The organism is Arcicella sp. GW458-12-2-14-TSB2 (genome assembly GCF_059423785.1).
The window spans coordinates 1-6,850 of record NZ_JBWKYN010000246.1 but is presented as its reverse complement, the minus strand read 5'-3'; the positions used below and the strand labels follow the sequence as shown (position 1 = coordinate 6,850).

At 35.0% G+C, this 6,850-nt stretch carries 7 protein-coding genes; 2 read left to right on the top strand and 5 right to left on the bottom strand.

The features are described from left to right. Window positions 1-103 precede the first annotated feature (103 nt). Together AC07XN_RS22715 and AC07XN_RS22710 are read right to left on the bottom strand one after the other, a co-directional pair. On the bottom strand, window positions 104-508 hold the full coding sequence (locus AC07XN_RS22715) for an OsmC family protein (protein WP_309920574.1): 405 nt from the start codon (window positions 506-508) through the stop codon (window positions 104-106). After that, window positions 508-1,389 carry a pirin family protein gene (locus tag AC07XN_RS22710; protein WP_494744722.1) on the bottom strand — a complete coding sequence of 294 codons (882 nt, stop codon included), beginning with the start codon at window positions 1,387-1,389 and terminating at the stop codon, window positions 508-510. The genes AC07XN_RS22715 and AC07XN_RS22710 overlap by 1 nt, the downstream gene beginning before the upstream one ends. A gap of 238 nt (window positions 1,390-1,627) precedes the next feature. Between AC07XN_RS22710 and AC07XN_RS22705 the strand changes: the two genes are divergently transcribed. After that, window positions 1,628-2,545 carry an alpha/beta hydrolase fold domain-containing protein gene (locus AC07XN_RS22705; RefSeq protein WP_494744721.1) on the top strand — a complete coding sequence of 306 codons (918 nt, stop codon included), beginning with the start codon at window positions 1,628-1,630 and terminating at the stop codon, window positions 2,543-2,545. 136 nt (window positions 2,546-2,681) lie between these two features. Here the strand turns inward: AC07XN_RS22705 and AC07XN_RS22700 are convergent, their stop codons facing one another. The 3 genes from AC07XN_RS22700 to AC07XN_RS22690 all read right to left on the bottom strand — a co-directional run bounded on the left by AC07XN_RS22700 (window position 2,682) and on the right by AC07XN_RS22690 (window position 6,048). Next, window positions 2,682-3,956 (bottom strand): ATP-binding protein, encoded by a 1,275-nt coding sequence (locus AC07XN_RS22700; RefSeq protein WP_494744720.1) that lies wholly within the window; start codon window positions 3,954-3,956, stop codon window positions 2,682-2,684. 217 nt (window positions 3,957-4,173) lie between these two features. Next, complete coding sequence (gene lipA / locus AC07XN_RS22695) at window positions 4,174-5,058, bottom strand: lipoyl synthase (protein WP_309920586.1); 885 nt, start codon at window positions 5,056-5,058, stop codon at window positions 4,174-4,176. Window positions 5,059-5,238: 180 nt separating this feature from the next. Further along, window positions 5,239-6,048, bottom strand: coding sequence for a hypothetical protein (locus tag AC07XN_RS22690; RefSeq protein WP_494744719.1), 810 nt, complete (start codon window positions 6,046-6,048; stop codon window positions 5,239-5,241). Between the two features lie 205 nt (window positions 6,049-6,253). Between AC07XN_RS22690 and AC07XN_RS22685 the strand changes: the two genes are divergently transcribed. After that, entirely contained in the window at window positions 6,254-6,667 is a 414-nt protein-coding gene (locus AC07XN_RS22685) for an OsmC family protein (protein WP_309920592.1), read from the top strand. Window positions 6,668-6,850 lie beyond the last annotated feature (183 nt).

The following is a 6,850-nucleotide window of genomic DNA, read 5'->3' as shown; positions in this document are numbered from 1 at the left end:
ATTAGTTGACGACTGAAGTCGCCAGCTAATGGTAAAATTTGAGTTAATATTTCAAGATAAAAATTGGTTATTTTACTTATTTGATAAATACATACTAAAATTTTTATAAACCATCTTCAACCAACGACGTAGTAATTTCTATGGGATTTGTTAATATTTTATGTATGGGGCAACTGTTGGCTATCACCAACAATTTTGCTCGCTGCTCCTCATCTAAATTCCCCAAGAGTTCAACTTTTCTGGTGATAAAAGATTTGTTTTCTTTCATATCTCTTTCAAGCTGTACTTCTACCTTCACCTCTGCTAAATCCCAACCTTTTCTGTCTGCATACATTCTTAAAGTGGCCGAAGTACAGGCTGATAGTGCAGCAGCTAAAAGTTCTTTAGGATTAAAGCCTAAATTTTTTCCTCCTACCTCTTCAGGTTCATCCGAGATGATGGTATTAGTGGCTGTCTGAATAGTAGTTTTATACAGTTCTTTGCCTATGTGTGCGTTTACTATTTCCATTATTTTCTATAAGGTTGTGGAAGGGGTACAAATGTTGTTTCACCTGGTACTTTCGGGAAAGACTGCTCTATCCATCTAGTCTTGGCATCTTCGATTAGTTCTTTGGTAGAGGCTACAAAATTCCAATAAATGAATCTTTCTTCTGGAAAAGGCTCTCCTCCAAAAATATACACTGTTGTATTTTCTGCCATTTCAAAGCTACACAGCTTGCTATCATTAGCTATCAGAATATGTTTAGGCTCATAGGTATGTCCTTCGCTACTAATGCTTCCTTCTAAAATATACAAGGCACTTTCGCCAAATAAATCATTCCCAATATTTACAGTCTGAGGGCTAGTGTTTTTGATTTCAATAAAATACAGAGGACTGTATACTGGTACGGCAGATTTTTTGCCAAATGCCTCGCCAGCTATCAATTTAAAGGCGATGCGATCCGTTTCCCATGTAGGAATCTCCTCCTCTGTTACGTGTGCAAAACTAGGTTGCATTTGTTCTAGTTCTTTCGGCAATGCTACCCAAATTTGTAAACCATGCAACGTTTTATCGGAATGGCGCAAATACTCGGGAGTTCTCTCAGAATGTACAATGCCATTGCCAGCAGTCATCCAGTTTACCTGATTGGGTTTTATTTCCATTTCTGTTCCCAAACTATCTTTATGCATTACGCTTCCTTCAAAAAGGTAGGTTAACGTAGAAAGTCCAATATGTGGGTGTGGCCCAACATCTAAATTTTCATGGTCGCTTAATTGTGCAGGCCCCATGTGGTCTATAAAACAAAATGGACCCACCATTCTTTTTTCTCTGAAAGGTAATAACCGACCCACCATAAAATTTCCAATATTACTTGGTCGTTCTTCGATGATTAATTTGATATTAGACATTTCTTTGCTGTTTTAGGTTTTTTGCGCAGGGTGTTTTTATAATGTCAAAGATGCATGTTTTCCTCAATTACTTGCCTTTTTTATGGATTAATTTTAAACAATATACTTTCAATCAATGTAAAGCAGGCTAAAAAGGATAAGTACCCCTTCCAATTACCTTACTTTTAAGGTAATATTTTACTTGCTAATTATCCAAAATCTTTGGAGATTATACGCTAATATTATCCTCCCTTATAACATGAAAAATAAATATTATCCATCAGTCCTCTTCTTTGTATTATTATCCTTTACAAACCAAGCTATCGGACAAACTACCAACAGAGTGCTAGGGTATTTTCCAGCCAATACTACACTTTATGGAAATGTGCCTTATGCTAAGGATACTTCCAAACATCATCTTTTAGACATTTATCTGCCTGCTAATGCCAAGCCCAATACGCCATTGGTCATTTGGGTACATGGTGGTGCATGGATGCTGAATGATAAGTATGCCGATATGAGCTATATGAAAAATACCATTCGTAACATTGTAGAAAATGGTTATGCTTTGGCATCTATCGATTATCGCTATAGCACTCAGGCAATCTTTCCTGCACAAATACAAGATTGTAATCAGGCTATTGAATTTCTATATCAAAATGCTGAAAAGTATTCATTAGATAAAAATCGTATTGTGTTAGTCGGGTTTTCGGCGGGTGGACATTTGGCTTCACTGTTGGCATTATCACATAATAACAAGGTGAAGGATTTTTATGCGAAAGACAATAAGGTGTCTTTTAAAATAAAGGGAGTTATTGATTTTTATGGACCTTCAGACTTTCTGGCTATTCCCAAAAACCTTGAACCAGCAGGGGCAGTTAAAACATCAGAAAGTATTTTATTAGGAGATACCCCATTGCAAAGACCAGATTTAGCCAAATGGGCTAGTCCAGTGACGTACGTAGATAAAAATGATCCTCCTTTCCTTATCATTCATGGCGAAAAAGACCAGTCTGTGCCTTATTCTCAATCTGTTTTACTAAGCTCGTGGTTAAAGCTTTCAGGTATAGAGAATCAGGTATTTATCGTAAAAGACGCACCACATTATGGTGAAATGTTTGATGCTGAATATCTTAGAAAGGAAATTATTGACTTTTTAAATAAACATTTAAAGTAAAAGCGCAGTCGCTCGTTTCCAACGAGTGACGACTATCATTAGGCTTCCAGCCTATAAAATGATACCTAAAAAAAGTAGCGGTAATCCTTGAGGTTACCGCTTTATGGGTGAAAACGGCAACTGCAAGGGATTGCCGCTACTGGGTATAGCTTGATTTTTGGAGTAACTGATAAAGACTTTCTTTTTCTTCTGCATTCATTTCAATAATTCCTTCTAATGTTTCTAAGATCTGTTCACGCTCATCTGAGGCTAGTAATAAATTTAAAAGCCGTACAAAAAATTTCTTTTGCTCAACATTAAGCGAAAGAAATAACCTTGGTTGTACTTCATAAAGATTTATTAATGTTTCTTCAAGCAGAGGCTTATCAAAATCGTTTTTGTATGTTGGAAAAATTCCGTCTTGTTCGTATTTCTCAATTAGCTTAGTTGATGTTTTATGAAGAATATCCTTTCTTTTTTTACGAAGGAATTCATTTAAACTATTATGAAGAAATTTATATTCAGACAAATATTTCGCTTTACTAAAAAGGTTTATTTGCTGGCTATCCTGTTGAGATTGAAAATCAAAATCATTGAAAAAGCTACTTGTAATATACACACTATGATAAAACTCATCACCTTTATTATTTAGCGTAGTATAATCTTTATACACTTCTTCGTGCTTTGCATTGAGATAATAAAATTTTGATAGTTCCTTATGCGGTTTATTATTCCATTGATAGTATTTACAATAAAAACTTGTATTGCTTTCTTCATAAGTAAGCGTAAAGCTCTCCGAATCCTCTATAAACGACTGATAGTCCAGAGGAGTATCATTAATGATAATTGAAAAGCCTTTAGGTTTATTTAATTCTAAAAACCAACAAAATTCACTTTTTAAAAAGGGAATAATGTCTCCTTCTAATTCTTCTTTGCTGATAGTAATATTGTAAAAATTAACACTTGTACCTGTTTTATCCTTTTGGCTTTTCGTTACCTCTGAAGCATTATAATTATTAATGTTCTCTGTGTTGACTGTAATCTCTCCGTCTAATAATAACCTATTTTTCTGGAAGGTTGTCTTCCACTGAGCGATTTGAGCAAAAGTAAAAAAGGTCAATCTACCTATGCCATTTTTCCCGTGGATTGTAGAGATATGTTTCTCGTCTCTTGAATTAACCTCTATGGCTTTTTCAGAAGAGTAAAACAAATCAAATTTGGTGCTTAATTGTTCAAAATTAATACCATAACCATTATCTGCTACTTCAATTGTTTCAACTGTACCAAGTTCGTTAACTTTAAAATTCAAATGAACTGTATCTGCTTTTGCATCAAAACCATTCCAGATAAATTCAGCAATGGCAAGTTTTGAATCATAATTTTTAAGTACTTTTTTTATTCCACTAGGAGTGATATTTACATTCTTTGACATGGTAGACACTTATGTTAATTTTTTATAATATTTAATTGAACGAGAACGAATTTACAAAATATTTCGAGAGACTTATCCTAAACCCTCTAATTTGTCCTATCCTTTAAAGCAGTCGCTCGTTTCCAACGATTGACGACTATCATTAGGCTTCCAGCCTAAAAAACACCAAAGCCCCAGCAAGACTGAGGCTTTGGTAAACTTTAAAAAGATTTTATCCTTAAATATGCTTCTCAGCATGATAACTAGAACGAACTAACGCTCCTGATTCTACATATTTCAATCCACGTCTCAATCCTTCTTCTTTATACATAGCAAAAGTATCTGGATGTACCCATTCTATTACTTCATGGTGCATTTTAGTAGGTTGAAGGTATTGTCCTAATGTCAATACATCCAAACCATTTTCTACTAAATCGTCCATTGCTTTAAATACTTCTTCTTGGGTTTCGCCTAAGCCCAACATAATACCCGACTTGGTTCTTTTTCCAAATTCTTTGGTACGTTTGGTTTGTTCTAAAGAACGAGCATATTTAGCTTGTGGACGCACATTTCTGTAAAGACGTTCTATCGTCTCCATATTATGCGACACTACCTCTTGCCCACCTTCAATCATTCTGTAAAGCGCATCCCAGTTACCTTTAGTATCAGGTATCAAGGTTTCTATCGTAGTTGTTGGTGATGCCTCCTTTACTTGTACTACTGTCTGATACCACACCTCAGCTCCACGGTCTTTTAGTTCGTCGCGGTTTACCGAAGTAATTACAGCATGCTTCACGCCCATTAATTTAATGGCTTCAGCTACTCTGCGTGGCTCATCTGCATCATATTCATTCGGGCGACCCGTCGCTACTGCACAAAATGTACAAGAACGAGTACACACATTTCCTAAAATCATAAAGGTTGCCGTACCTGCACCCCAACATTCACCCATATTTGGGCAATTTCCTGACTGACAAATGGTATGTAATTTATATTCATCTACAATATTACGTACCCTTGCATATTCCTGACCAATCGGCAGTTTTACTCTTAACCAACTTGGTTTTTTAGAATGCTTTGAGGCAGTCTCCGCTTTCGGAGCTATTACTGGAAGTTCTATCATTTTCTGTCTATTCCTTGTACAAAACGCTATTACACTACAAAGTTAAATGCTAATAAAATAAAAACGTCAGGAAAATGAAATTGGTTTACATTTTCCTGACGCTATTTTTTAATAACGGGTATTATTTATCAATAATAAGCCTTTATGAAACGCTTATCTTTTCTAAATTCATTACATTAACTATTTTTTTCCTCCAAAAAAGATGGTTAAATAGCCTGAAGTAAACACACTTTTATTATCTCCTTTTGCCAAAATATTTACTTTTTTAGTATATGCTTCTGCTAAAAAACCAATCTCTAAGCTAATGTTCGACTGGCGAAAAGCATCTAATTCAAAATTTAAAGCGGCTTTTAAATTTACTCCGGGTACTATCGTCGACTGCCCGATGCCTTCAAAAAAACCTCCGCTTCCATAAATATTATTGATAGTATGTTTGTTCGGGTCATAGGCTTCGTCTCTGATAACTCCTCTGCCATAAAAAACCTGTACATAATAAGGTTTTACTACCCCAATAGTTGGTCCACCCGCGATAATACCATTTACATTTACGCCTCCGTCTGATGATTTATGAAATAAATTTATTTCACGACCATACTGTGGACGAATCGCAAAAAGATAGTTTTGCTTTTCTTCTACATAACTTCCTCCATTTCCTAATAAGCTGAGGGTGTTCTCTCTAGGATGATTTACATTCACGATTTCAAGGTTGAAATAATGAAACTCACGATGCAAAGAGTTGTTCTCAATCAAAACTTCTTTACGAGCCATCAGCCCTCCTAGTAAACCAGAATTGGTATTAGTAGTTAATCCAAATGACAAAATAGAATGATAATTTTCTTCGTCCACTACCTCACGGGGTTGTTGTATAGTCCTACTAGCGGCAGGCTTAGTAGCAGTAGTCGGTGATGAGTTTCTACGCTGAGCTTCTATCGAATAAAACGATAACAAAGCAAAAATGAAGAATAAGAATGTATTTAGTAGTTTTTTCACAATGCTTTAATCAAAAATTTTATATGAATGAAATTAACCATACAATGAATATTGATATTGACGCAACAATTCCGATTGAGTGTTTGCCAATTAGGAATCACTTTCGGTTTAAAGTATATAATTACAATAAAAATACGTAATATGGTGCTATTTGTTTAAATTTAGGACAAAAATCATCAAATTTTTAACACATAACAACAACATAATGCCAACTGTAAAAACTACTTATTTAGGCGAACTCCGCACAGAATCAACGCATTTGCAATCTGGTACACAATTACTTACAGATGCACCTACAGACAATATGGGTAAAGGAGAGGCCTTTTCTCCTACAGATTTATTGGCTACTGCTACGGGTACTTGCATGCTTACGACAATGGCAATTGTTGCTCAACGTGATGAAATTGAATTGTCAGGCTCAAGCGTAGAGGTTACAAAAATCATGTCTCAGACACCTCCAAGAAAAGTAGCTCGTTTGGAAATTAACTTAAAAATGAAGACAAATATTGTCCTGACAGCAGAACAAATTCAAAAACTAGAAAACACGGCACATAAATGCCCAGTTTCTCTAAGCCTCCATCCAGACTTAGAACAAGTTGTAAGTTTTGAATGGAAGTAAATTAATTGTGAGTTAGTGAATTGTGATTGAGTGATTTTTATATATTATACTAAATAACTAAAAAAATACAATCACTAACTCACAATTCCCCAACTCACAACTAAAAAATTAGTACCTAATTTAGATGCCATGAGTTATTTTAATTGTGATTGAGTAGGTTAGTGATTATATTTTATAAGATAT